The organism is Chromobacterium sp. INPA-IVC (assembly GCF_059047085.1).
Genome location: NZ_JBTNLS010000003.1, coordinates 309,212 through 330,480 on the forward strand (window position 1 = coordinate 309,212; position 21,269 = coordinate 330,480).

Consider the following 21,269-nt stretch of genomic DNA (forward strand, 5'->3'; position numbering starts at 1 on the left):
GCCCCGCCCACCGGCCGAACGGGGACGGCAGGCTCAGGCAGACCTCTCCAGCGCCGCTTCCCACAAGGCTTTCGGCAACGCGTATTTGCCGCTGACATGGTGCTCCAGCGACAGGATGCGCCAGCCGTCGGCGAACAGCTCGCGCACCGCCCGCTCATTGAAAAACCGCTTGGGCGCGCCGTCCACCAGATAATAATCCGGCGCTATTTCCGGATGCCCGCTGGCGCCGTAATGGTGGTCGTCGGTCGCGTTCAGCCGGCACAGCAGCTTGCCGCCGGGCGGCAGGCACTGGCGGATGCGCTCCGCGATCTCCACCGTCTCGTCCCAGGGAAAATAATGCAGGGACAAACTCGCCACCACCGCGCCCGGCTTCACGCCATCCAGCGGAAACGGCTGCCTGGCATCCCGGCAATGGAACTTGCCGCCGGGCGCGCGGCGGGCTGCGGCGGCAACCGAGTCGGCCGATAGATCAAAGGCTATCAACTCCAGCCCCGCGTCGAGCAGCTCGACCGAATCCTCGCCCTCGCCGCAGCCTATCTCCAACACCGGCCCCAGCCTGCCCGCCTCCCGCAGCAGCGGCAGCCAGCGCGCCAGCCACGGGTCCCGGTTCTCGAACAGGTCAGGCCGGCTCACGGACCTCGCCCAGAAAATCGGCCAACGGGCGGCGCTGTTTGCCCGCCTCGTCGAAATTGCCGCCCGCCAGATAAGCGGCATAAGCCGGCCTCAATGCCTCCCACTCGCCATCCAGCATGGAAAACACGTGGGTGTCGCGATTGCGGCGCTTGACCACCATGGTCTGGCGCAGGGTGCCCTCGAACTGGAAACCCAGGCGGCGGGCCGCGGCGGCGGAAGCGGCGTTGCGCGAATCGCAGCGCCATTCGCAGCGGCGGTAGCCCAGCTCGAACGCGGCCTTCAACAGCAGGAACGCCGCCTCGGTGGCCAAGCGGGTGCGGCGCAGCGACGCCGAAAAATTGACGTGGCCGATCTCGACCGCCCCGTGGGCCTGGACCATCTGCCGGTAGCCGAGGAAACCCAGCGGCTGCTCCGAGTCTTTGGCGCACACGATGTAGAGCGCGGTGTCGGACTGCGCCACGGTCAGCGCCAGCCAGGTCATGAATCCATCCTCATCGGCGAACGGGCCATAGGGCAGATGCTCCCAATGCTCGTCGTCGCCGGCGAACAGGCGGAACAGCGCCGCGCCGTGGCGGGGCGCGTCCAGCGGACGCAAGGACACGGTCTCGCCATGGATGGCGATCTCGGGCGCCTTGCCGGCGGAACGCCAGCCAGGCAGAAGCTGGATCGAGGAGATGAAGGACGGGGATATCTGCGGAGAATGCATGCTCGGGCGACCGTTTCTGTTTTTCCATGAAAATGGCGGGCCCGGCCGCCGCAGGCGCGGCGCCGGATCGCTAAAACCAGGTCATTTTGCTACAAAACGGCAAGCCGCGTTACCCGTTTTGAGTTTGATGCAGGAAAATTCATGTCAGCATTCTGCCGGTCAGCCGCTCCAGTTGCCGCAGCGGCGACTTGGCCGTGTCGTCCATCTTGTCCAGCGGCAGCCACAGCGTCTGCTCCAACATGAACTGGCCGGACATCACCGCGTGGGACGCGTGGTCGGAGAAGCAGATCCAGGCGCCGCCCGGCGCGAACGGCACCGTCTGCTGCGGACAGTTCTTCTGGTACTCCAGATCGGCCTTCATCGCGTCGTGCAGATGCAGCATGATGTGGTCGTAGCCGCTGCGCTTGCGCTTGGTGATCTTCAGCGCCGCCAGCAGCGCGGCCGATCCCGGCCATTGGGCCGGCACCCGCGGCAGCATCTTCTTCGCCATATCCTCGAACGGCTCGCCGACGCGCCACACCCGCGGCTCGCCCGCCGGGTTGATGTTGCAAAACACGCGCAGGATGCGCTCGCCGTAGGTTGGGCGCGATGGAAAAGCGTCCACATGCAGCCGGCTGTCGTCCTTGCGCCACGAAGTTTTGCGGTCTTCCACCCGCACCAGGCGCAGGCTGGTGGGCGCGGCGCGGGTCTTGCCCTGGTATTCCGGCAGCACGCGCGCCAGAAGGTCGGCCGCCGCCCGCTGATAGCGCGAGACCAGCGCGCGCACCGCCGCCTGCGCCTCGTCGCCGCCCAGCACGCCGTGCAGCGCGCCGTTGTTCGGCTCCAGACTGATGTTCTTGCGCTTGGGGTCGGCGATGGCCGGATTCAGCAACGCCTGTTCGGCGGCATCGAGCGTAAAGCCGAAATCCGGCACATGCAGCACCGCGCCCGCCTCCAGCCTGCTCACCAGCCCCGTGTCCCCGTCTTTCACTCCAACAATGCGTTCCGCCATGATTTCGTCTCCCATCCCGGCAATATCCAATATTTCGAGAGGCGCGGGCTTGCCGCCCCGCGCAAACCGGCAAGGGTACACCCAAAGCCGCCGCGCCGGCAGCCCCGCCCCGGCGCAAGCCGGCCAGCGCATTGATTCGCCTGAAAAATCCCCGCGCGCAAAGCCCCTACCGCCATGCGGGCGATTGGCGAGAATAAACAGTTGTTTATGCTGATTTTTTTGCCAGAATGCGGCATAATGGCCGGCTGCCTGAATTCGACGTGAACGCATGACTACTCCGCAAGCCAAACCAATCGATTCCTACCGCAAGTACTGGGCCAGCCGTTTCGGCACCGCCCCGTTCCTGCCGATGACCCGCGCCGAAATGGACGAGCTGGGTTGGGACTCCTGCGACATCATCCTGATCACAGGGGACTGCTACATCGACCATCCGAGTTTCGGCATGGCGCTGGTGGGCCGCTTGCTGGAGGCTCAAGGCTTTCGCGTCGGCATCATCGCCCAGCCGGACTGGCACAGCGCGGATGCGTTCCGCGAACTGGGCAAGCCGAACCTGTTCTTCGGCGTCACCGCCGGCAATATGGATTCGATGATCAACCGCTACACCGCCGACCGCCGCGCGCGCTCCGACGACGCCTACACGCCGCACGCGGAGCCCAACAAGCGCCCGGACCGCGCGGTCACCGTCTACGCCCAGCGCTGCCGCGAGGCCTATCCCGGCGTCGGCGTGATGATAGGCAGCATCGAAGCCAGCCTGCGCCGTATCGCCCACTTCGATTACTGGAGCGACAAGGTGCGCCCGTCGGTGCTGGTCAACTCCAAGGCCGACATCCTGCTGTACGGCAACGCCGAGCGCGCGCTGGTGGAAATCGCCCACCGCGCGGCCAAGGGCGAAAAGCTGTCCGAGATGCGCGACATCCGCGGCACCGCCTTCATCGTGCCGCACGGCTGGCGTCCGGACGACGAATGGCAGGAGATGGACTCCAGCGTGGTGGACATCCCCGGCCGCGTCGACCCGCACCTGAACCCGTATCAGGAAATTCCGGAGCAGGCGGCCGAAGCCACCAAGGGCATCGATCCGTCCAAGCCGCAGGTGATCCGCATCGAATCGCGCGAAGAGCGCTTGGCCAAGCGCCGCGCCGAGCGCGCCAAGACCGTGATCCGCATCCCGGCCTACGAAGCCGTCGCCCACGACCCGGTGCTGTACGCCCACGCCAGCCGCACGCTGCACCTGGAATCCAACCCCGGCAACGCCCGCGCGCTGGTGCAGATGCACGGCGAGCGCGACGTGTGGCTGACCCCGCCGCCGATCCCGCTCGTCACCGAGGAAATGGACTTCGTCTACGGTCTGCCCTACGCCCGCAACCCGCACCCGGCCTATGGCGACGCCCACATCCCGGCCTGGGAAATGATCAAGTACTCGGTCAACATCATGCGCGGCTGCTTCGGCGGCTGCACCTTCTGCTCGATCACCGAGCACGAAGGCCGCATCATCCAGAGCCGCTCGGAAGAATCCATCCTGCACGAGATCGAGGAAATCCGCGACAAGACCCCGGGCTTCACCGGCCACATCTCCGATCTGGGCGGCCCGACCGCGAACATGTACCGCTTGAGCTGCAAGGACCCGAAGATCGAGTCGTCCTGTAGAAAGCTGTCCTGCGTGTTCCCGGACATCTGCGAAAACCTGAACACCGACCACAGCCACCTGATCCAGCTGTACCGCAAGGCGCGCGCGCTGCCCGGCGTGAAGAAGATCAACATCCAGTCCGGCCTGCGCTACGACCTGGCCGTGCGCTCGCCCGAGTACATCAAGGAGCTGGTGCAGCACCACGTCGGCGGCTATCTGAAGATCGCCCCGGAACACACCGAGGACGGCCCGCTGTCCAAGATGATGAAGCCGGGCATGGGCGCCTACGACAAGTTCAAGGAGCTGTTCGAGCGCTTCAGCCGCCAGGCCGGCAAGGAACAGTACCTGATCCCCTACTTCATCGCCGCCCACCCGGGCACCAGCGACGAGGACATGATGAATCTGGCGCTGTGGCTGAAGAAGAACAACTTCCGCCTGGACCAGGTGCAAACCTTCACCCCGACGCCGATGGCGATGGCCACCACCATGTGGCACACCCGCCGCAATCCGCTGAAGCGCCTGAGCCGCAGCTCGGAAAAGGTGGACGTGGTGCGCGACGGCTACCGCCGCAAGCTGCACAAGGCCTTCCTGCGCTACCACCATCCGGACAACTGGCAGATCATCCACGACGCGCTGATCCAGATGGGCCGCAGCGACCTGATCGGCCACAGCAAACACTGCCTGATCCCGCCGACGCCGCCGGGCGACAAGGCCGCCGCGGTGCGCCACAAGATGGGCGCGCCGATGAGCCGCGGCAAATCTTCCAACGCCCGCCAGCCGCAGCAAGGGCAGCGCGCCAAGCCGGCCGCGGCCGTCGGCGCGCGCGGCCAAGGCGGGCAAGGCGGCAGGCCGGGTGCTGGCAAGCCGCAGGCTGGCCGCTCGCCGGCCAAACCCGGCGGCAAGACCGGCCGCAGCCGCTGACGCCGTCCCGCCAGAAAACGCCGCTGACCGCGGCGTTTTTCTCGCCGCCGCGCCCGACATGCCAATGCGCTGGCGCCGCGCTCCGACTAGGGGCACAATGTTGTGGACGGCATGCCATAAACGGTAACACTCGACCGTGAAACTGAATGCCGCAGCAATGGTGCCCCTCCCCATCGCCAAACCGCTCTCCTACGGGAGGGCGGTTGGGGAACGGGGCCGACAGACAAGCCTACGACACCTCCTCCCACGAGACCCCGCCATGATCCGCATCCCCTTCGACCACAGTTACGCCCGCGACCTGCCCGACGCCTGGGCGCCGGTGCGGCCGGAAACGCCGCCGGCGCCGGAGCTGCTGTACTGGAACGCAGAGCTGGCAGACGAGCTGGGCCTGGATACCGAACACGCCAACGAAGCCGAACTGGCGCGGCTGTTCTCCGGCGCGGACATCCCCGAGGGCGCGCAACCGATCGCCCAGGCCTACGCCGGCCACCAGTTCGGCGGCCTGTCGCCGTCGCTGGGCGACGGACGCGCGCTGCTGCTGGGCGAGGTGATCGACCGCAACGGCCAACGGCGCGACATCGCCCTCAAGGGCAGCGGCCAGACGCCGTTCTCGCGCCGCGGCGACGGCAAGGCCGCCGTCGGGCCGATGCTGAGGGAGCTGATCGTCGGCGAGGCGATGCAGGCGCTGGGCATCCCCACCACCCGCGCGCTGGCGGTAACCGCCACCGGCGAGCCGGTCTACCGCGAGCGCCCGCTGCCCGGCGCGGTGCTGGCCCGCGTAGCCGCCAGCCATCTGCGCGTCGGCACCTTCCAGTACTTCGCCATCCGCGGCGAAACCGGCATGCTGGAAAAGCTGGCCGACTACACCATCGCCCGCCACTATCCGGAGCTGGCCGGCCAGGACGGCCGCCACCTGGCGCTGCTGGCCGCCATGGCAGAGCGCCAGGCGGCGCTGATCGCCCGCTGGATGCACGCCGGCTTCATCCACGGCGTGATGAACACCGACAATATGGCGCTGTCCGGCGAAACCATAGACTACGGCCCCTGCGCCTTCATGGACGCCCACTACCCCGGCACCGTGTTCAGCTCGATAGACCACCAGGGCCGCTATTCCTACGGCAACCAGCCGGCCATCGCCCAATGGAACCTGGCTCGCTTCGCCGAAACCCTGCTGCCATTGATCTCGCCGGAAGACCCGGCCGCCGCCGTGCCTGCCGCGACCGAAATCGTCGAAGGCTTCGAGGAGCAATACCAGCGCCGCTGGCTGGAGCAGGCGCGCCGCAAGCTGGGCCTGGAGGGCGAGCGCGACGGCGATCAGGCGCTGGCCGACGACTGGCTGGTGCTGCTGGCCGCCCACGGCGTCGACCACACCCTGGCCTGGCGCTACCTGGCCGACGAAGCGGAGGGCAAGCCCGAACGGCTGGCTGGACTTTTCCCCGCGCCGGACGCGCTGGCGCCATGGCTCAAGCAATGGCACGCCCGCCACGTGCCGCGCACCCGCCGGCCGCCCGACATCGCCGCCGCGATGCGCCGCGAAAGCCCGCTCTACATTCCGCGCAACCATCTGGTGGAAGAAGCATTGGACGCCGCCAGCGAACGCGGCGACATGAAACCGGCGCTGAAGCTATTGGAAGCGCTGCGCCAGCCGTTCGCCGAGCGCGAGGGATGGGAACGCTACGCGCTGCCGGCGGAACCGGAGCTGGCCGAGGGGTATAGGACGTTTTGCGGGACGTGAACCGTCGCCTCTACGCAAGAAAGACGCATATGAATTCAGACTACCAGTTCCACCACATGGGCATCCCGACCGTCGAGCCCAAGCCCAACGAGCGCTACAGCGCCAAGTACCGGATGTACACCGCCGACGCCGATAGCGGGGATTTCCGCATCCAGTGGCACCGCTTCGAACCCGGCTGTCCGCTGCATCCGCTGATCCAGACGCTGCCGCATCCGGCTTTCAAGGTGCCCGATCTGGCCCGCGCCATCGAAGGCAAAACGGTATTGCTGGGACCGTACGAACCGCTGCCGGACTACCGCGTCGCCATCATAGAGGAAGGCGGCGTGCCGATAGAGTTCATCGAAACCGCACTCAGCGATGAAGAAATCTGGGGCCGCGCCAAGCAGGGGCCATCCGAGCTCTACTCCGGCGACTGAGCACAAGCGCTCAGCCCAGCGCTTTCGCCATCACATAATCATCCATCACAAAGCCGTTGCCGATATCGGCCGCCACCTCCCCCCGCACGCGGAAGCCGCGTTTTTCGTACACGGCGATGGCCTCGGCGTTGCGGCGGTTGACGGTCAGCATCAGCGTGGCGCAGCCCGTCGCGCGGGCGGCGGCCTCCGCCTCGTCCATCATCCTGCCGCCCAACCCTCTTCCCCGCATCTCCTCCAATAGATACAACTGCTCCAGCTTCATCTCCGCGGGAGGCTCGGCCATCGCGTAGCTGCAATAGCCTACCGGCCGGCCCTCCACCCGCAGCAGACGGAACCAGCGGTCCGGCGCGTCCAGATAGCGGCTGAGCTTTTCCGGCGTGTAGCGGCCGGACACCATGTAGTCGATCTGCTCTCGGCTGATCATGCCGATGAAGTGCTTGCGCCAGATGGCGGCGCCCAGCAAGGCGACGGTTTCAAAATCGTCGGCAGTCAGCGGATGGAGGGTGAAGGCGGCATTCATCGACGCAAGCTCCTGGAAGCGGGTGGCATGACAGGGGAACGCACTGCGGGATAGGGCGAAAACATTCTCGAATGGCTCGCCCAGGCTGTCCAGCGCCGCGCGCCGGGGACAATCCCGATGCAGACCATCATTGCGAAAATCCGACCCGCCGCGCATAAACAAGACAATGCCCTCCGACAAGGGGACCGTCCATGGCCGCCACCCTCAAGCTGTCGCAACTGATCAGCTCGCTCAGCTACGCGCTGGACATCACCGAAGGCCAGCCCGAAGGACATTGCGTCCGCAGCTGCTGGATAGGCATGCATATCGGCCGCACGCTGGGCCTGGCGCCGCAGGAGTTGTGGGACCTCTACTACGCCATCCTGCTGAAAGACCTGGGCTGCAGCAGCAACGCCGCCCGCATCTGCGAGCTCTATCTGACTGACGACCGCAGCTTCAAGCAGGACTTCAAGCAGGTGGGCGTCAGCCTGCCGCAGATGCTGGGCTTCGTGTTCAGCAACACCGGCACCCACGCCGCCGGCTGGCGCGAGCGCGCCGCCTCCATCGTCAACGTGCTGCGCCGCGGCAAGGAAATGGCGGACGAGCTGATCAACACCCGCTGCCACCGCGGCGCGGACATCGCCCGCCAGCTGCGCTTCAACGAAAACGTGGCCAACGGCATCCAGTACCTGGACGAGCACTGGGACGGCTCCGGCCGCCCGCTGGGCCTGCAGCGCGACGCCATCCCGCTGAACGCCCGCATCGCGCTGCTGGCCCAGGTGATAGACGTGTTCCACGTCACCCACGGCCGCCACGCGGCGCTGGACGAGGCGGTGCGCCGCGGCGGCGGCTGGTTCGATCCGGAGCTGGTGGCCGCCTTCCGCGGCGCCGGCCGCGACACCGCGTTCTGGCAGCGGCTGGAATCCGACGACATCGAACGCGCGGTGCTGGAGCTGGAGCCGGCCCAATGCTCGGTGCCGCTGGACGACGACTACATGGACGAAATCGCCGAGGGCTTCGGCCAGGTGGTGGACTCCAAGAGCCCGTTCACCGCCGGCCACAGCCAGCGCGTCGGCCACTACGCCGACCGCATCGGCGAGGAACTGGGCCTGAATCCGCAGCGGCGGCGCTGGCTCAAGCGCGGCGCCTTGCTGCACGATGTGGGCAAGCTGGGCGTCAGCAACACCATTCTGGACAAGCCGGGCAAGCTGACGCCGGAAGAGTGGGAGGCGGTGAAACTGCACGCAGGCCACACCGAGACCATACTCGGCCGCATCGAATCGTTCGCCGAGCTGGCCAAGGTCGCCGGCGCCCACCATGAGCGGCTGGACGGCAAAGGCTATCCGCGCGGCATCGCGGCCGGCGAGATCGCGCTGGAAACCCGCGTCATCACCACCGCCGACATCTTCGACGCCATCCATGCCGCCCGCCCCTACCATCCGGAGAATCCAGTGCCGGAAACGCTGGCCATCATGCGCGAAAACCTGGGCAGCGCGCTGGACCCGGCCTGCTTCGAGGCGCTGGAAGCCGTGCTGCGGGAAGAGGACGCGCTGGAAAGCGATGTCATCTGCCTGACCTGAGCACGCCGGCCACCCTTCCGGCTTTCCGATGCGCGACAAACTAGACCGCCTCGCCGTCGACCTCAAGCTGGATTCGCCGGAGCGGGAAACCCTGCGCCTGCGCTTCGGCCTCGCCTGCGCGCGGCGCGTCGCCCATCTGCTGGAAAACGAAGACGTGCGCGCCTGCCTGGGCGGCCTGGAAAGCTACCTGAGGGGAGAGATGAGCCGCGACGCCCTGAACGCGCTTGCCGCCCGCGCGGCGGCGCTGGCCGGCGCCCATCCCGGCTCCCGCTCGCTGGACGGCTGCGGCCATGCGGCGGTCTCGGCCAGCTACGCGGTCGCCCGGGCTCTGGCCGGCCAGGCGCGGCAAGCGGCCGAATACGCGGCCTACGCCGCCGTCTACGGCCAGGGCGGCTACGGCGCGGCGATGGAGCCGGAGTCGTTCGAGCCTGAGTTCGCATGGCAGGCGGCTTGCCTGGCCGAACTGGCGCGCGCGATGAAAATCGGCTGACAATAAGCTTTTCTCCGCCGGACCATCACGCCATGCCTACCCACCGGATACGCAAAGCCGCTCCCGCCGACCTGGCGCGGATGAACCAGGTGGCGTTCAAGTCCAAGGCCTACTGGGCCTACACCGCGCGCCAGCTGGAAGCCTGGCGCGACGACTTGACGACGCCAGCCGGCGCCCTGGCGAGCCATCCCACCTTCGTCGCGGAAATGAGCGGCAGCGTCGTGGGCTTCTTCCAGCTGAACCCGCGCGCCGAGCCATGGCGCCTGGAGTCGCTGTGGGTGCTGCCGGAATGCATGGGCCGCGGCCTGGGCAAGGCGCTGCTGGCGCGCGCTCTGGAGATCGCCCGCGCCGCCGGCCAGACGGACGTCGCCATAGACGCCGATCCCAACGCGCTGGGTTTTTACCTGTCCCGCGGCGCTCGCCGGCTGGCCGATGTCGCCGCGCCGATAGACGGCCAGCCCCAGCGCGTCAGGCCGCAATTGCTGCTGGCCACCTTGCCGCCGGCCTAGCCTAGCCAAGAAATCAGGCGTACGCGTCTATGCCGCGCGCGGGAGCCCGCCCAACGGCAGGTCCCTCGCCGGGGTGGCTGCTCCGCCAGTTCTGATAATCCTTCCACGCCTGCCCCAGCCGCTGGCTGGCGCTGCTGTCGCCCTGCATCGGCGTCAGCTCCACGCCCAGGCGATTCAAGATGCGGAAGATGCCGTCCACGTCCTTCTGGCTGCGAAACTCCGGTTCCGCCGCCTCCGCGTTGCGCGCGCCTTGCTGCTCGACATGGGCCCATCTTTCGAAAGCGGCCTGGTCGCCGGCCTGACCCAGGCTGTCGGTCGCGGCCGCCTTTACCCTGTCGTCGCCCTGCAGCGCCTGGTGCAGCGCCTGCAAGCGCTCCAGCACGCCCTGCCCTTGCTGGTCGTTCCGCACCCGCCCCTCCACATTGGCCAGGTCGGCCATGCCTCCCGCGGTCGCGTATTGCGGGGTCAGACCCTTCGCCTTCATGTCCGCCAGCCAGTTCAGATCGCGCTTGTAGTAGCTCATCGGGTCCACCATCCCGCGCTGGGTCAGCGGCAGCAGCGATTCCGCGTCATCCTCGGACAACACGCCGCCGGTCCGCAGCAATTGGCTGTATTGCTTGACCTGCTCCACCGACAAGCTCGCGATATCGGCGCCCTTGATCAATTGCAGCATCGACAGACTGATGCCGTACTGCGCCTGCGCCTGCTGCCCCGCCAGCGCTTCGGCCGCTTTTTTCGCCGCGCCGGCAGGCGCTTGCTGCGGCAATTGCTCGCCCACCGCCTCCGCCGACGGCTTGGCCAGCTCTTTGAAAACCTTCTTGTCCGCCTCGTCCGCCGGCTTCAGATCGATGTCGAGCTTGTCGCCCGGGTGCCGGAACTGCCATGTCCGATACGCCTGCAGCGCCTGCCGGGCCCAAGCGCCATCCTCCAAGTCGGGAGATGCCGGCGGCAACTCCATGCCCGCGCGCCCCATGGCCCGGCTTATCGACTCCGCGGTTTCCCGGTCCAAAACCGGCGCTTCCCCCTTGGCCTCGGCCTGCTCGGCCGATCGCGCCCAGCGGTTAAGGCTCAGCAGATCCTTCGCCTGCGACATTCCGTCGGCGGTGGCGGATTGCACGTCGTCCTCGCTCTGCAGGGCGTCGTGCAGCGCCGCCAGCTTCTCCAGCGTTTGCTGCGTCCGCTCGTATCCCTTGATCGCATAGTTGGCGAAGCGCAGCGACACCTCTCCCGCCTTGACGCCGGCCACCTCGTCATCGCGCCGCTTGGAGAAAACATCCAGCGCGTTGACGGCACCGGAGCCTTTCCAGCCTTTGTTCTCGATGTCGGCGCGAATCACCGCCGCCGTCTCGCCGTCCATCTCGTCATTCGCGGCCAGAATCTCCGTCAGCGCGTACAAGTCGCGGCCGGACATGTTGCGCACGTCGTATTGCTTCAGCAGTTGCAGCGTCCGGGTGCTCAAGCCATAGCGCGATTCCGGCGAACCGACGACGCGGCCGTTAAGATCCTGCAATGGTTCAGGCTTGCCGCCGCCCTCGTCCGCGACGCCCTGGACCCGGCTGGTGAAAACGGCGGCCGCTTGCGGCCGGAAGGAGACGGTCAAGCCATTATTCACAATCACGATTCTGCCCCTGAATATCTAATCACTTTTCATATCGGCCATTTCCATGCAATATTTAGTTAAAATTTAAACAAAATCAGCAATCCGAAAACCAAACAGCGCCGCCGTGCGCACTATTCACAAAATCGCCTGCAACCATGCACTTCATCTTCGACATAGACGGCACCCTCTGCTTCAACGGTTTCAGCATCAGCCCGGCCATTCAGGACGCGCTGGCCGAGCTGGAACACCGGGGCCACCAGATAGGCTTCGCCTCCGCCCGCCCCTACCGCGACATGCTGCCCTTGCTGGACGAGCGCTTCCACGATGGCCTCTTCGTCGGCTCCAACGGCGCGATGACCTGGCGCCGGCGCGCGCTGGCGGATCTCTTGCCGCTTCCGGACGACACGCTGGAGCAGCTGTTCGAACTGACCGAACGCCATGCCGCATCCTGGCTGGCGGATCTGGACTGGCATTACCACTACAGCGGCGACCCCGCCCATCCCTTCATGAGCCTGGTCGATCCGGGACGGCTGGCCCGCCACGTGGAACGCGGCGCAGTCCGCCGGGCCGCGAAGCTGCTGGTCACCGACTGCGAGGACAGCGACGGATTGCAACAGGCGCTGGCGCGGCGATCCGACATCCGCATTCATCACCACTCTGACCAGCAGATCGTCGACATCACCGCCGCCGGCGTGGACAAGGCGGCCGCGCTGGCCCGCCACGGCATCCCGGCGAACGAAATGGTGTGTTTCGGCAACGACAGCAACGATATCCCGATGTTCGCCGTCGCCCGCCACGCGGTGCAGGTCGGCGAGCACGCGCAGCTCGGGACGCTGGCGACGGAACGGATCGCGCGGGGCGATGACACCGAGGAGCAGTTGATCGCGACAATGCGCCGCCTGGGCGAGCGCTTCGCCGCCGCTTAGGATTCGGCCAGCGCGCCCAGGCTGGCCGCCGTCACCATGGCCAGCCCGGCCAGTTGCAGCGGCCCGGGCGCCTGGCCCAGCAGCGCGGCCCCGGCCAAGACCGCGACGGCAGGCTCCAGGCTCATCAGCACGCCGAACGAGGCCGAGCTCATCCGGCGCAACGCGGCCAGCTCCAATAGATACGGCAGCACCGGCATCAGCAGGGACAATCCCGCCAATCGCAGCAATGCGCCGGCATCAGGCAAGCCGCCGGCTAGGCAAACCGGCAAGGCGAGCGAGGCGGCCACCGGCAAAGCCAGGGCCACGCCGTCGTTGCCGCGGCAAAGATCGCCGGCCCGCCTGAGCAGCGCGATGTAAGCCGCCCAGCACGCCGCGCCCAGCAGCGCCCAAGCCAAGCCGGCCGGATCCGCCGTCCAGCGCTCGCCATGCCGAGCCAGCGCCAGAATGCCGGCCAGCGCCAGCAACGGCCACCAACCGCGTCTGGGCCCCCTGTCCATCCGCCATGCCAGCAGCAGCGGCCCCAGCAGGTTGACCGCCACCGCCAGCCCTTGGGGCAGCGTGAGAATGGCGGCGAAAAAGCTTCCCAGCATGCCGGCCATCGCCAGGCCCAGTCCGAGCAGAACCCGCCATGCACCGCCAGGCAGCCGCGGCCGGGCTGGACGCCGCCACAGCGACAGCAGCGCGGCGGCGAACACCAGGCGCCAGGCTGTCGCGTGCAACGCGCCCAGCGTCTGCGTCGCGGATTGCGACAATGCCGCGCCGAACTGCACGCAGCACATGGACAAGACTGCCAATCCGGCGCCGGACAATACGCGCGCCCTGTCGGGCCATCCTGTCGCCTCAATAGGTGACGAACTCACCGCGCAGCCTCCGCTTCATCTGCCGATGCCGCTCCGCCAGTTCCGGCGTCAGGCCCTCGCCGCCCAGATGCACCAGCGCAGCGCCGCCCAGCTCCTCCCTGGCCAGGCCGACGACGGCATCGACGCCGCCCGCTTGCTCCCCGATCAGCCTGAGCAACACCAGCGCATGGCGCATGTCGTCGGTGATCAGGCCAATGCGGGCCGCCCGCGCCGCGTCCGGCCCGTTGACGCCTATCGACCAGCGCGCGCGGCGCAACATCGCCGCATCGTTGGCGCCGTCGCCCATCGTCACCAGGCGGTCCGGACCGCCCGCTCGGCGCGCCAGGGTCAGCGCCAGCGCGGCCTTGGCGCGGTCGCCCACCATGGCGCAGGCCTCGACGATCCGGCCCAGCGCGGTGGAGCCGGAGCGGGCTGCCCTCTCGCCATGCGTGTAGGAAATGCCCAGTTCTTCGCGGTACAGGCGGCGAAACCGCTGCCGCAGCCGTTTCCTGCCGGCATCCGAAAAATGCCGCCTCCGCGTCGAGCCGTCCATCCACACCTCGGACTCTCGGTCTATCAGCTCGTAGGCCTCGCGCAGATACGCCCTCACCCAAGCGATCTCGACATCCCAGCGGCCAAGCCGGCGCAGCAGCGCTTCGGCCTCCCGCAAAGGAAACGGCGAGCCCAGCAACCGGCCAGGCGACAGCCAGCCGCACCGCTCGGCCACCGCCCGGTAAGGCTGCTGCGGCGCCGTGGTGATGCCCGCCCGCTGCCAGCCCATCTCGTCCAGCCGCCGCGCCATCTCGGCCGCGCCCGGCGTCTCCCGCGACCCCAGCGCCAATCGCTCCAGGCAAGCGTAATCGGCCCCGGCGGCCAGCAGCAGGGGCAAGGCGAAGATGGTGTCGGTGCCCTCCTGCGCCAGCGTGTAGCCGCCCTCAGGCCGCGTCTCGCGGCGCCGGGTGCCTTCCGGCCGCCGCGAGGCTTCGGTATCGGCGCTGAAAGCCGCGTAGCCCTCGGCGTACAGGATCTGGCCATACGACGGCGCGGCATCGATCCCGCCCGCCGCCGGCGCCAGGCAGGCGGACAACGCCTCGGCGATGAAATCCCCCAAAAACAGCGGCCCCTCCACATCGCTGGCCAATAGCCAACCCCCGGGCCGGATGCGGGCCGCATCGGCCATCGTCCCCAGACTCGCCGCCGCCAAGCCGCCGATATCGCCAGTTTCCATCGCGTTTTCCCGATAGCCGGATGATGCTTCCGGTATAGGGAGGCCGCCCGGGGCCGGCAACGGATTGCGGTTTGTCCTTACCCCGCGACAACACCGGCAGGCGCCCCCCGCCGCCGGTCTTGCGCGTCGGACGCCGATGTATACTGCAGGCATAATCCCGACAACAAGCCGCAGCCGCCATGATCCTCGTACACACGCCCAATCCCAAGGAAGTCGCCGCCTACCTCGACCTGTTCCAGGCGGCCATGCCGGAGGAAAGCTTCTCCAGCCTGGACCAAGCCGATCTCGGCCAAGTCCGCCACCTGATCGCCTGGGGCCTGCCCGATGGGCTGATCGCCCGCCTGCCCAAGCTGCGGGCGGTGTTCGCGCTGGGCGCCGGCGTGGACAAGCTGCTGTCCCGTCCCGATCTGCCGGCCGATCTGCCGCTCTATCGCCTGCTGGACAGCGGCATGGCGGCCCAGATGACCGAATACATCCGCTACGGCGTGCTGGGTTATCAACGCAATATGGACATCTACCGCCGACAGCAGGCGGCGGGACAATGGCGGATGCTGGCGCCGCGCCTGCCCGGCGACATCCGCGTCGGCATCCTGGGCCTGGGCGAGATCGGCTCGGCGGCGGCCAAGGCGCTGAGCAAGGATGGTTATCAGGTCAGCGGCTGGAGCCGCAGCCCCAAGCACATCCCGCACGTGCGCAGCCTGCATGGCGACGCCGGCCTGGAAAAGCTGCTGGAAAACAGCGACGTGCTGGCCTGCGTGCTGCCGTCCACGCCCCAGACCCAGGGCCTGCTCAACGGAGAGCGGCTGTCGCTGATGCCGCCGGGCTCCATGCTGATCAACGCCGGCCGGGGCGACCTGCTGGACCAGGATGCCCTGCTGGCCCTGCTCAACAACGGCCACATCCGCTGCGCGCAGCTGGACGTGTTCGCCCAGGAGCCACTGCCGCACGGGCATCCCTTGTGGCAGCACCCCTCGGTCGCCATCACGCCGCACATCGCGGCGATCACGCTGCGCCAGCAGGCGGTGGAACAGATCGCGGCTAACTTGCGCAAGCTGGCCGCCGGCCAGGAGGCCGATGGTCTGGTCATGAGAAGCCAGGGCTATTAGAGCCTGTCGCCGCTCATTCAACGCCGCCAACCAAACCGTTGCGTTGCGTCGGCTTGCCGCGCCTGCGCTGTCGGCAGCATCGCGCCTTGCCTCAAGCGTTCCACGAGGTTTCGCCAGCGGCTCTTGGACTCGACGGCCAGATGACGCAGGATGCCGCGCGCGCAATCGCCCCGCGGATGGCCGCCTGTCCAAACAGGCAATTGACCCTGCCTCGATTCATACGGTCGTTTCATAAGAAACTGAAACTGATAGGCATTTTTATCATTAAAATAAAATGTCAAATGCATAGTAATAAAGTACAGTAGCGCCGCTTCCCGCCGATTTCTACCATGCCGCCATTTCTCTGTTGCAACGCACAAAGGGGTATGAAATGGCCCGCATCGCTCAGTCAATCCGCGTGGAACCCGCCAGGCTGCCCGACCATGAAAGGGAAACGCTGGCGCGCGAACTGTTCCAGGTCCATGACGCCATCTTCGCCGGCACCGACCTTCCCACCTTCGCCAACCTGGTGATGGCGCCGCCCTCCGAGCACAGCAGCCTGCTCCTGCACCGGGACGAAACCGGCCGGCTGGTGGGCTACTGCACCATGCACCGCTTCCGCCGCCAGATAGGCGGACGCACCTGCAGCGTGCTGCGCGCCCAGTCCGGGCTGTACAAGGAGTTCCGCGGCAAGAACAGCAACATCACCTTCCTGATGCGGCAAGTGATGTACCACTGGCTGCAACACCCGCTGCGCCCGCTGTATTTCTTCGGCGTGATGCTGCACCCGTCCAGCTACGCGGTGCTCCATCGCTTCTCCCATCGCTTCTGGCCCGCGCCCGGCCAGGACAACCGCCACCCGCTGGCCGCCAAGGCCTGCGAATTGTTCGCCAGCTTCAACATCACGCCGGTATCGCCGGACCGTCCCTTCATCGCCAATCTGGGCATCCTGACGCGCGAAGGCAAGGACGACCACCAGCGCTGGCAAAACTCCACCAAACCGTCCGACCGCTTCTTCCTCAGCGTCAACCCCGGCTATCGCCAGGGCGACGGCCTGCTGGCGCTGGTGCCGCTGTCGCCGCTGGCCGTCGGCCACGCGCTGGTGCGCTGGGTGAAAATACGCAAGCAGAAGCGCGCCCGCTGACCTCCCTCCCCCGGCGCGGACGCAAGGCTGCGCCGGGGGCGGTCCAGCTCACTTGATCAAATCGAAGATTCTGGAGATGTCGGGTTCGCCGTCCATATACGGCGCCTCCCGCAGATAGCCCACCGCGCGCAGGCTGCGCACCAGCGCCTTGCCGCTGTCCGGCTCACGCCATCGACATGTCAAGCCGGCCGGCGTACGATAAAACCATGCAAACACCATGGGAAAAACAGCCGTGACGCAAGACACCGACCCCATCGTCGACCTGACCGAACCCGATGCCACGGCCAAACCACGCCGCCAATCGGCGCGCCAGCGCAATGTCCAGCGCGTGCACGATGAATCGGTCCAGATCATCGAACAGACCAGCCGGCAGCCGATGGCGCTGCAGGTGGCGCAGGCGCCCCATGGCAGCGACGAGGACAGCATCAGCGCCGGACTGCCCGCCGACTACCCCTACCAAACCCGGATGCGCCGCGCCGAATACGAGCGGCTGAAGCAGGAGTTGCAGATCGAGCTCTTGAAAGTGCAAAGCTGGGTCAAGGAGACCGGGCAGAAGATCGTGATCCTGTTTGAAGGCCGCGACGCCGCCGGCAAGGGCGGCACCATCAAGCGCTACATGGAACACCTGAACCCGCGCGGCGCGCGGGTGGTGGCGCTGGAAAAGCCGTCCGACCTGGAGCGCGGCCAATGGTATTTCCAACGCTACATCGCCCACCTGCCCAGCGCGGGGGAGATCGTGTTCTTCGACCGCTCCTGGTACAACCGCGCCGGCGTCGAGCGGGTGATGGGCTTCTGCTCGCCCCACGACTATCTGGAATTCATGCGCCAGACGCCGCAACTGGAGCGGATGCTGGTCAACAGCGGCATACGCCTGTTCAAGTTCTGGTTCTCGGTCAGCCGCGAAGAGCAGCTGCGCCGCTTCATTTCCCGCCGCGACGATCCGCTCAAGCACTGGAAGCTGTCGCCGATCGACATACAGTCGCTGGACAAATGGGATGACTACACCTCGGCCAAACAGGCGATGTTCTTTCATACCCACACCGGCGACGCGCCCTGGACCGTGGTGAAGTCGGACGACAAAAAACGCGCCCGCCTCAATTGCATCCGCCACTTCCTGTCGCGGCTGGACTACCCCGGCAAGGATCCGCGCGTGGCCCACGCGTCCGACCCGCTGATCGTCGGCGAGCCGTCCTCCATGCTGGGGCGGGAAGAACAGGACGCGCTGAGTTTCTGAGCGGCCCATCGCGCTGACAGACGGATGTGACGCGCCGGTCTGTCAGCGTCCGCACCTGTCCTTTCTAACTAGCTAGGCCATTTTCCTCTTGTGATCGTTTAGATCAAATGCATAATTAGCGCTCCGCCTTGCTCGCGGCAGCATCGCGCATACTTCGCCCAAGTTCAGACGTCAAGGCAGCAGATAAACATGACTTCCAGCATCTCCTCCAGCCATCGCGCGCGCGCCAAACTGGCGATCAACCGTTTCCTCGTCCCAGCCGTGCTTCTCGCCGCAAGCCTGCTGCCGCACATTCCGGAAGCGCAGGCCGCCGGCGTCACGCTGACGATCAGCGGCAATATCGGCAAATTCACCAACCAGCCGGCCCGCAGCTACGTCTTCAGCGAAACCGAATTCAACGCGTTGCCGATGCACGAAATCAACACCGCGACCGACTGGACGCCCAAGGGCACGTTCCGCGGACCGCTGGTGCGGGAACTGCTGGCCAAGGTCGGCGCCCAGGGCCGCCAGATCAAGTTTTACGGCGAAGACAACTACAACGTCACCATCCCCGCCAGCGACTTCAGCAAATACGACGTGATCCTGGCCAGAACCTGGAATAACAAACCCCTGCAGCTGAACGACTTCGGCCCCTTCTGGGTGATGTACCCCATTCAAAACATGTCCACCTCCGAAACGAGCGGCATCTTCATCGCCAAGCTCGCCTGGCAAGTCACCCGCATCGAGGTCAAATGACTCGCTATTTCCGTCTCGTGCTCAGCAGCATAGGAGGAATCGAACGCGCCTTCCTGGCCCTGTCCCTGCTCGCGACCGTGATCATTTCCTTCACGCTGTACGCGGCGGTCATCAAGCGCCCCATCACCAACAAGGCCTCCGACCTGTACTGGATGGTGGCGCAGATGCAGCTGACGTTCAATCGCCTGGAAATGGATGCCTGGCGTTACCACGCCGGCCAGATCAGCCGCGAGGAAACCGACAAAAGCTACGCCATCGCCGAAAGCAAATACCAGCTGTTCACCCGCTCGTCGGTGGTCAACGCGGATCTGGAAAAGATAGAGGGCTTCGACCAGATCAAAGCTCTGCTGACCAAGATCTTCCTGCATCCCCCGCGCCAATGGACGAAGCAGGACGCGCTTGAGCTGTCGAGCGACATGGAGCAGATGCGCCCGCTGCTGGCCGACTACGGCGTCAAGGCCCGCTACGCGGAAAACAGCCTGATCGTGCAGCAGATGCGCATGGTGGGGCGGCACCAGACCATGTATCTGCTGGGCCTGATGTGCTGGCTGGCCTTTCTCGGCATCTTCTGGTTCGTGCTGCACCGGCTGGCGGAAATCAAGCGCCATTCCATACAGCAGCAACAGGTTCTGGAACGGGAGCAAGCGGCCCGGGCCGCGCTGGTCCAGACCGAACTGGCCCGCGACACCTTCCTCGCCACCATCAGCCACGAAATCCGCTCGCCGCTGCAAAGCATCCAGACCTGCACCGAATTGCTGGAGTACAGCATCCCGGCCAATCATCCCGGCTACGCCTACCTATCCCGCCTCAAGCAGAGCAATGCCTATCTGCTGGCGCAGGTGCGGGACATCATGGACATTTCCGCGCTGAAAAACCATCAGCTCGCGCTTGAGCCCGCCACCACGGACATAGCGGAGCTGGTGGACTGCGTGATCGCCGTACATCAAGGCAATGCCGAAGCCAAGGATCTGGCGCTCATCGTGACCGTGCCGCCGATGCCCTTGCTGTGGCTGGACGGCAACCGGCTGCGCCAGATCATATGGAACCTGCTGTCCAACGCCATCCGCTACACCGATCGCGGGCAGATCCGCCTGGAGCTGGAATATCACCCCCGCAATCTGACGCTCACAGTCGCGGATACCGGGGTGGGCATTCCCGAGGACATCAGGGTTCAGCTGTTCCGCCCGTTCACCCGCGGCAAGACGCGCCGCCCTGGCAGCAGCGGGCTGGGGCTGGCCATCGTGCACGAGCTGGTCACGCTGTTCGGCGGCCAGATCGAGATAGACAGCCAGGAAGGCCGCGGCACCACGTTCACGCTGAACCTGCCGGTCCAGGAAGCCGCCGTGCCGGAAAACAGCGATGCCGCCGCCAGCGGACAGAGCCGTGTCCTGCTGCTGGACGACGACGACCCGATCCGTGAATCCTACGGCGCGCTGCTGCAGGAGAATGGCTACAGCGTGGCCAGTTTCGCCACGGTCAACGACGCCGCGGCCCAGGTCATGCGCCACCGGTTCGACGTTTTGCTGATAGACCTGCAAGTCGGCGCGGCCAGCGGCTACGAGGTCGCCGAAGCCGCCCGCCGCTTCGGCCCGAATCAGAATACGCCCATCATCGGCATGACGGCGTTCCGCCAGGAGTTCAACGACGTGCGCAGCGTCTTGCTGGCAGGCAAGCTGGAAAAACCCTTCAGTTTCGCCCAACTGGAACAGCTGTTGTCGCTGCATCTGCCGCGCAACAATGCCGGCGCGCCGGCATGAGCGCCGACAATCGCAGTGTGACCGGAAGGCCACACACGATATGGCCATCGCAAAGCAAGGCGGCACAACAGCTTGCCAACAAAACCAAAAATCTCTTTTATTTTCAATAAAATACACAAAACCCACCCGCCAGGGCGCAAACTGATGCTTGCCCGCAGTCCCCAAACGCCGCCATCCGGGCCCGGCCAGCCATTCGGGGAGAAGCACATGCACGATCTACAGTTCATCCGGGAACACAAGAGCCAGATCAATCACGCGCTCAAGCCCTTCCACCTTCACCACCTGCGCTACGTTCCAGACGTCTGCGCCGGCAATGCGGATCTGGTCTTGCTGATCGCGCCATCGCCGGACACCTCCTATTTCGACATGTTCCAGATGGAGGAAAGGCTGACGGAACAATTGGGTGTCAGCGTGCAACTGATCAGCGAGAACGGGCTCAGCAAGCAGGAGCGCCAGCAACTGCTGGAAATCGCCCAGGAAATTTGAGCGCCTTCCGCGCCGCCGCGCGCGATGCGGCACGCTCCGCCCAACGCGGACGGCTGCGAACGGCTGTCCTCCCCTCCCCCTGCGCGAAACCAGCCGCCCCGACAAACCATGTCAACCGGCGCCCCAGCCTC

21 protein-coding genes are annotated in these 21,269 nt (G+C 66.3%); 13 read left to right on the forward strand and 8 right to left on the reverse strand.

The window, feature by feature from the left end:
* Positions 1–33 precede the first annotated feature (33 nt).
* The 3 genes from ACX17K_RS06860 to kdoO all read right to left on the reverse strand — a co-directional run bounded on the left by ACX17K_RS06860 (position 34) and on the right by kdoO (position 2,330).
* Positions 34–633, reverse strand: coding sequence for a class I SAM-dependent methyltransferase (locus tag ACX17K_RS06860; protein ID WP_493774234.1), 600 nt, complete (start codon positions 631–633; stop codon positions 34–36).
* Positions 620–1,339: a GNAT family N-acetyltransferase gene (locus ACX17K_RS06865; protein WP_493774235.1), complete on the reverse strand. Its 720-nt coding sequence runs from the start codon at positions 1,337–1,339 to the stop codon at positions 620–622. Before ACX17K_RS06865 ends, ACX17K_RS06860 begins: the two co-directional genes overlap by 14 nt.
* 139 nt (positions 1,340–1,478) lie before the next feature.
* Positions 1,479–2,330: a Kdo hydroxylase KdoO gene (gene kdoO / locus ACX17K_RS06870; protein ID WP_493774236.1), complete on the reverse strand. Its 852-nt coding sequence runs from the start codon at positions 2,328–2,330 to the stop codon at positions 1,479–1,481.
* Between the two features lie 268 nt (positions 2,331–2,598).
* Here kdoO and ACX17K_RS06875 point away from each other — a divergent pair, with 268 nt between their 5' ends.
* From ACX17K_RS06875 to ACX17K_RS06885, 3 genes are all read left to right on the forward strand, one after another.
* On the forward strand, positions 2,599–4,875 hold the full coding sequence (locus tag ACX17K_RS06875; protein WP_493774237.1) for a YgiQ family radical SAM protein: 2,277 nt from the start codon (positions 2,599–2,601) through the stop codon (positions 4,873–4,875).
* A 259-nt stretch (positions 4,876–5,134) separates the two neighbouring features.
* Positions 5,135–6,610: a protein adenylyltransferase SelO gene (locus ACX17K_RS06880; RefSeq protein ID WP_493774238.1), complete on the forward strand. Its 1,476-nt coding sequence runs from the start codon at positions 5,135–5,137 to the stop codon at positions 6,608–6,610.
* A 29-nt stretch (positions 6,611–6,639) separates the two neighbouring features.
* Positions 6,640–7,026 (forward strand): hypothetical protein, encoded by a 387-nt coding sequence (locus ACX17K_RS06885; protein WP_347369452.1) that lies wholly within the window; start codon positions 6,640–6,642, stop codon positions 7,024–7,026.
* 10 nt (positions 7,027–7,036) lie between these two features.
* On the opposite strand, the gene ACX17K_RS06890 is transcribed toward ACX17K_RS06885, so the two are convergent.
* Positions 7,037–7,546 (reverse strand): GNAT family N-acetyltransferase, encoded by a 510-nt coding sequence (locus ACX17K_RS06890; RefSeq protein WP_493774239.1) that lies wholly within the window; start codon positions 7,544–7,546, stop codon positions 7,037–7,039.
* Positions 7,547–7,737: 191 nt separating this feature from the next.
* Between ACX17K_RS06890 and ACX17K_RS06895 the strand changes: the two genes are divergently transcribed.
* From ACX17K_RS06895 to ACX17K_RS06905, 3 genes are read left to right on the forward strand one after another with little or no spacing between them, the layout of a single operon-like run.
* Complete coding sequence (locus ACX17K_RS06895) at positions 7,738–9,105, forward strand: HD-GYP domain-containing protein (RefSeq protein WP_231151360.1); 1,368 nt, start codon at positions 7,738–7,740, stop codon at positions 9,103–9,105.
* A gap of 28 nt (positions 9,106–9,133) precedes the next feature.
* On the forward strand, positions 9,134–9,595 hold the full coding sequence (locus ACX17K_RS06900) for a hypothetical protein (RefSeq protein WP_493774240.1): 462 nt from the start codon (positions 9,134–9,136) through the stop codon (positions 9,593–9,595).
* Between the two features lie 32 nt (positions 9,596–9,627).
* Positions 9,628–10,104, forward strand: a complete 477-nt coding sequence (locus ACX17K_RS06905) for a GNAT family N-acetyltransferase (RefSeq protein ID WP_493774241.1) — start codon at positions 9,628–9,630, stop codon at positions 10,102–10,104.
* Positions 10,105–10,117: 13 nt separating this feature from the next.
* Here ACX17K_RS06905 and ACX17K_RS06910 read toward each other — a convergent pair whose 3' ends face one another.
* A complete protein-coding gene (locus tag ACX17K_RS06910) occupies positions 10,118–11,722 on the reverse strand; it encodes a hypothetical protein (RefSeq protein ID WP_493774242.1) in 1,605 nt (534 codons plus the stop codon).
* A 137-nt stretch (positions 11,723–11,859) separates the two neighbouring features.
* Between ACX17K_RS06910 and ACX17K_RS06915 the strand changes: the two genes are divergently transcribed.
* Positions 11,860–12,630 (forward strand): HAD-IIB family hydrolase, encoded by a 771-nt coding sequence (locus tag ACX17K_RS06915; protein ID WP_493774243.1) that lies wholly within the window; start codon positions 11,860–11,862, stop codon positions 12,628–12,630.
* Here ACX17K_RS06915 and ACX17K_RS06920 read toward each other — a convergent pair.
* Positions 12,627–13,424 carry an EamA family transporter gene (locus ACX17K_RS06920; protein ID WP_493774244.1) on the reverse strand — a complete coding sequence of 266 codons (798 nt, stop codon included), beginning with the start codon at positions 13,422–13,424 and terminating at the stop codon, positions 12,627–12,629. The genes ACX17K_RS06915 and ACX17K_RS06920 overlap by 4 nt on opposite strands.
* A 46-nt stretch (positions 13,425–13,470) precedes the next feature.
* On the reverse strand, positions 13,471–14,697 hold the full coding sequence (locus ACX17K_RS06925) for a hypothetical protein (RefSeq protein WP_493774245.1): 1,227 nt from the start codon (positions 14,695–14,697) through the stop codon (positions 13,471–13,473).
* 179 nt (positions 14,698–14,876) lie between these two features.
* On the opposite strand from ACX17K_RS06925, the gene ACX17K_RS06930 reads away from it, so the two are divergent.
* Both ACX17K_RS06930 and ACX17K_RS06935 read left to right on the forward strand, forming a co-directional pair.
* Entirely contained in the window at positions 14,877–15,803 is a 927-nt protein-coding gene (locus ACX17K_RS06930; RefSeq protein WP_493774246.1) for a 2-hydroxyacid dehydrogenase, read from the forward strand.
* 370 nt (positions 15,804–16,173) lie between these two features.
* A complete protein-coding gene (locus ACX17K_RS06935) occupies positions 16,174–16,926 on the forward strand; it encodes a hypothetical protein (RefSeq protein ID WP_493774247.1) in 753 nt (250 codons plus the stop codon).
* A gap of 48 nt (positions 16,927–16,974) precedes the next feature.
* Here the strand turns inward: ACX17K_RS06935 and ACX17K_RS06940 are convergent, their stop codons facing one another.
* A complete protein-coding gene (locus ACX17K_RS06940; protein WP_493774248.1) occupies positions 16,975–17,109 on the reverse strand; it encodes a hypothetical protein in 135 nt (44 codons plus the stop codon).
* 193 nt (positions 17,110–17,302) lie between these two features.
* Between ACX17K_RS06940 and ppk2 the strand changes: the two genes are divergently transcribed.
* The 4 genes from ppk2 to ACX17K_RS06960 all read left to right on the forward strand — a co-directional run bounded on the left by ppk2 (position 17,303) and on the right by ACX17K_RS06960 (position 21,138).
* On the forward strand, positions 17,303–18,160 hold the full coding sequence (gene ppk2, locus ACX17K_RS06945; protein WP_493774345.1) for a polyphosphate kinase 2: 858 nt from the start codon (positions 17,303–17,305) through the stop codon (positions 18,158–18,160).
* Positions 18,161–18,349: 189 nt separating this feature from the next.
* On the forward strand, positions 18,350–18,895 hold the full coding sequence (locus ACX17K_RS06950) for a putative pterin-binding protein (RefSeq protein WP_493774249.1): 546 nt from the start codon (positions 18,350–18,352) through the stop codon (positions 18,893–18,895).
* Entirely contained in the window at positions 18,892–20,652 is a 1,761-nt protein-coding gene (locus tag ACX17K_RS06955) for a hybrid sensor histidine kinase/response regulator (RefSeq protein WP_493774250.1), read from the forward strand. The genes ACX17K_RS06950 and ACX17K_RS06955 overlap by 4 nt, the downstream gene beginning before the upstream one ends.
* A 207-nt stretch (positions 20,653–20,859) precedes the next feature.
* The gene (locus tag ACX17K_RS06960) at positions 20,860–21,138 is read left to right on the forward strand and encodes a hypothetical protein (protein WP_046157705.1); all 279 of its coding nucleotides are present in this window, start codon (positions 20,860–20,862) and stop codon (positions 21,136–21,138) included.
* The last annotated feature ends 131 nt before the right edge of the window (positions 21,139–21,269 follow it).

Excerpts from the sequence above, each read along its gene's own strand:
- ACX17K_RS06865 (WP_493774235.1), bottom strand. The coding sequence starts at position 1,339 with ATGCATTCTCCGCAGATATCCCCGTCCTTCATCTCCTCGATCCAGCTT.
- kdoO (WP_493774236.1), bottom strand. The coding sequence starts at position 2,330 with ATGGCGGAACGCATTGTTGGAGTGAAAGACGGGGACACGGGGCTGGTG.
- ACX17K_RS06875 (WP_493774237.1), top strand. The coding sequence starts at position 2,599 with ATGACTACTCCGCAAGCCAAACCAATCGATTCCTACCGCAAGTACTGG.
- ACX17K_RS06880 (WP_493774238.1), top strand. The coding sequence starts at position 5,135 with ATGATCCGCATCCCCTTCGACCACAGTTACGCCCGCGACCTGCCCGAC.
- ACX17K_RS06885 (WP_347369452.1), top strand. The coding sequence starts at position 6,640 with ATGAATTCAGACTACCAGTTCCACCACATGGGCATCCCGACCGTCGAG.
- ACX17K_RS06890 (WP_493774239.1), bottom strand. The coding sequence starts at position 7,546 with ATGAATGCCGCCTTCACCCTCCATCCGCTGACTGCCGACGATTTTGAA.
- ACX17K_RS06895 (WP_231151360.1), top strand. The coding sequence starts at position 7,738 with ATGGCCGCCACCCTCAAGCTGTCGCAACTGATCAGCTCGCTCAGCTAC.
- ACX17K_RS06900 (WP_493774240.1), top strand. The coding sequence starts at position 9,134 with ATGCGCGACAAACTAGACCGCCTCGCCGTCGACCTCAAGCTGGATTCG.
- ACX17K_RS06905 (WP_493774241.1), top strand. The coding sequence starts at position 9,628 with ATGCCTACCCACCGGATACGCAAAGCCGCTCCCGCCGACCTGGCGCGG.
- ACX17K_RS06915 (WP_493774243.1), top strand. The coding sequence starts at position 11,860 with ATGCACTTCATCTTCGACATAGACGGCACCCTCTGCTTCAACGGTTTC.
- ACX17K_RS06925 (WP_493774245.1), bottom strand. The coding sequence starts at position 14,697 with ATGGAAACTGGCGATATCGGCGGCTTGGCGGCGGCGAGTCTGGGGACG.
- ACX17K_RS06930 (WP_493774246.1), top strand. The coding sequence starts at position 14,877 with ATGATCCTCGTACACACGCCCAATCCCAAGGAAGTCGCCGCCTACCTC.
- ACX17K_RS06935 (WP_493774247.1), top strand. The coding sequence starts at position 16,174 with ATGGCCCGCATCGCTCAGTCAATCCGCGTGGAACCCGCCAGGCTGCCC.
- ppk2 (WP_493774345.1), top strand. The coding sequence starts at position 17,303 with ATGGCGCTGCAGGTGGCGCAGGCGCCCCATGGCAGCGACGAGGACAGC.
- ACX17K_RS06950 (WP_493774249.1), top strand. The coding sequence starts at position 18,350 with ATGACTTCCAGCATCTCCTCCAGCCATCGCGCGCGCGCCAAACTGGCG.
- ACX17K_RS06955 (WP_493774250.1), top strand. The coding sequence starts at position 18,892 with ATGACTCGCTATTTCCGTCTCGTGCTCAGCAGCATAGGAGGAATCGAA.
- ACX17K_RS06960 (WP_046157705.1), top strand. The coding sequence starts at position 20,860 with ATGCACGATCTACAGTTCATCCGGGAACACAAGAGCCAGATCAATCAC.